The organism is Reyranella sp., assembly GCF_050185545.1.
Lineage (GTDB): Bacteria > Pseudomonadota > Alphaproteobacteria > Reyranellales > Reyranellaceae > Reyranella.
Genome location: NZ_JBFWZI010000199.1, coordinates 1 through 2,592, shown reverse-complemented (window position 1 = coordinate 2,592; position 2,592 = coordinate 1). Strand labels below are relative to the sequence as shown.

General features: G+C 60.8%; 6 protein-coding genes. All 6 read left to right on the top strand.

Annotated features, from left to right (window positions below):
- A partial coding sequence (locus AB7O82_RS32210) for a helix-turn-helix transcriptional regulator (RefSeq protein ID WP_428621167.1) occupies nt 1-626 on the top strand: 626 nt, incomplete at its 5' end.
- Between the two features lie 11 nt (nt 627-637).
- Nucleotides 638-1,096, top strand: coding sequence for a hypothetical protein (locus tag AB7O82_RS32205; protein ID WP_428621165.1), 459 nt, complete (start codon nt 638-640; stop codon nt 1,094-1,096).
- A gap of 87 nt (nt 1,097-1,183) precedes the next feature.
- Nucleotides 1,184-1,582: a hypothetical protein gene (locus tag AB7O82_RS32200; RefSeq protein WP_428621163.1), complete on the top strand. Its 399-nt coding sequence runs from the start codon at nt 1,184-1,186 to the stop codon at nt 1,580-1,582.
- Nucleotides 1,583-1,775: 193 nt separating this feature from the next.
- A complete protein-coding gene (locus tag AB7O82_RS32195) occupies nt 1,776-2,042 on the top strand; it encodes a hypothetical protein (protein ID WP_428621161.1) in 267 nt (88 codons plus the stop codon).
- Between the two features lie 5 nt (nt 2,043-2,047).
- The gene (locus AB7O82_RS32190; protein ID WP_428621159.1) at nt 2,048-2,239 is read left to right on the top strand and encodes a hypothetical protein; all 192 of its coding nucleotides are present in this window, start codon (nt 2,048-2,050) and stop codon (nt 2,237-2,239) included.
- Nucleotides 2,236-2,592, top strand: a 357-nt coding sequence (locus tag AB7O82_RS32185; protein ID WP_428621157.1) for a hypothetical protein, incomplete at its 3' end; no start/stop codon positions are given. The genes AB7O82_RS32190 and AB7O82_RS32185, both read left to right, overlap by 4 nt.

Sequence of the window (2,592 nt, the reverse complement as noted above, 5' to 3'; positions counted from 1 at the left end):
TCGTGCGGCGTCATGCGCGGGCCTCTTCATTCACTTGCCGGCGCGCGGCAACTTCGGCCAAAACTTCCAACGTGATCTCCGGGCGCCCGGCCTCCGCGGCGAGAGTGACGAGAGCCGACCAATGCTTGCCCGGGATGCCGCCGGGCCGCACCTTCCAGCCGCTGACGGTCGACGTGGACTCGCCTAGCCCCTCGGCAACACCCTTGGTGCCGCCTGCGGCGGCGATGACGCTTGCCCATGTCCATGCCGAATCAGGTGTCATGCACCAAGAAATAGTTCGCATAGTGCGAAAAAGTCAAGCGTTCGCAATCTGCGAGACGACAAGGCGGGCCGTTCATGGTGCAATGGGCGCCATGATTGATGACCCCAAAACAGTTGGTAAGCGCCTGAAAAACCTCAGAGAGGCCCTTGGATTTACAAGTCAGGTCGCCTTCGCCAAGGAACTGGGGATTAAACGAAACACCTACAATCCATTTGAAACCGGCGAGCGGGAACTCACGTTCGAAACTGCCTGCCTGATCCGCAAGAAATTCAAACTAGCTATCGATTGGTTGTTCTGGGGCGATGACGAAGAGTTGCCCTATCACATCAAAGTCAAACTGGAGGCGCGCCGGCAGGCGGCCTGAAGGTACATCCCATGCGTAATCTGGGAATTGCGGCACTTTGCGCCGCATTGGCTGGCTGCGCCGGTGGCGATAAGCCGGAAACCGTCGCTTCTGCGGCGCTCAACTTCGACGAGATGAAGGCCGTAATTTTGGCCGAACGCAGCCGCATCTGGAAAGATACCGAATCAATCCGGGATGCCGCAATCGGCAATCCGTACACCTGTTCCGGCGGGCTGGCGCACGTCGGCCAAATGCCTAACGTGTGCGTTTGCGTCGCCGCGAACGCCAGGAACAGCTTTGGCGGATACACCGGCATTCGGCGGACGGAGATACTTATGGCCGGACGCCAGATTGTGGATCTGATTTCCCCTCCGCGAGAGCCGACCTACAGCTGCGGCCCACTCACACCATTCCCTGAACTGAATGGCAACTACGTCGCTCCCGCCGCCGTGCCCCAACCCACGCGCGCCAAAAGATCTCCTGCCACTTAGTTCGCAGGACGCAAACTTTTCTGTTGACTTGTTCGCAAATCGCGAACTACCCTGCTTCCCGTGAATCAACCCACGGGAAACAGATCGATGGCCCGCCGCACCAAGCCAGTTGAGAAGCCCCGGCCGCAGGTCGGTGAGTTCGTCGCCCGCGACATCGGAGGCTGGTGCATCGCACGGGTGACCGGTCCCGGCTGGTGGGATTTTAAGTTCTTCGGATGCGCCTGCGCCACGCAGGAGGGCGCCGAGAAGCTGGCAGCGCTGATGAACGCCGCGCGCGATCTCGCCGAGCATCACCACCTCTACAAAGGAAACTCAATGTATCGCGGCACAGACCCTAAGGATTGGGCGCTGTGGTGCATCGTCTCTGCCGTACACAGCGCGATCGACGGGCCGCGACCGGAGATGTTTCACGAGTTTTTGCAGCGCCGCGACGAAGAGCGCTGCGAGGGCTGCAAGCCCACGCCGATCACTTGCGAGGCCGCATGATGCCCGGCGATATTTCCCGCCCCTACAAAGGCCCGAAGGACGGCAGCGTACCGTCTTGGATGGATGAACCAGCGGCACCGACACTCGCACGCTCACCTTGGGAATGCCGCAAATGCAGCGGCGTTGTTCTCTGCGTCGGAAAGCCGAAGTTCTGCCCATACTGCCGGGGCACGGACATGGAGGCCATCTCTGCATGACCTGCCAGCACAACAAGAATCACCGCGTCGAAGCTAAGATCGCTTGCTTGGATCGCCCGAACGGCTTCATGGCCGAGCTGCGCATCTTCTGCGGTGACTGCGGCAAGCCGTTCCAGTTTCTCGGATTGGAGCCGGGTCTCGACACGCAAGGCGCGCGCGTCAGCATTGACGGGCTGGAAGCGAGGATCGCCATTTCTCCGGAAGGCGCGCTTCCGTCACCGATGCAGCGCATGTCTTACAACATCAACAAATTTGACGGTTAACCCCGATGCCCGTCCGTGAAACCATCGAGCGCACCACCATCCGCGAGACCGGCCCCGAGGAGATCACAGCTGCGGCACTCGCCAGCGCCGATCCGTTTGAACTCGATCACGACTGCATCAATCCCGCCGGCCACCAGCCCGTTCCCTCCTGCGGCGAGGTCGTTTGTTTCCACTGCGCAAGGATCATCTGGTCATGAGCAACCCGGCCCTCTTCCTGATCGACGGCGGCCTGACGCAACAGCCGCTATCGAAATCGCAGGTCACCGCGCTGATGGCCGCCGACCTGATCCGGCTCGATGCGTGGCGAAGCGAGGCGGATGCGATCCGCGCGCTGCTGGCGCTTCAGCTCTACTCGACGTTCGAAGTGATGGCCTATATCGAACAGGCCCGATACCAGGCGCAGCAAGAGACCGTGGCGCAGATGCGGCCGCAGGGATCCACGATCCCTTTGCCGCGTCGGATTTTGACGATCCGGCTTACCGGTCGCGCCTGGATGCAGCGATTGAAGCTCTACCGCCAGAACAAAGCAGGATCATTCACATGCTCAGAC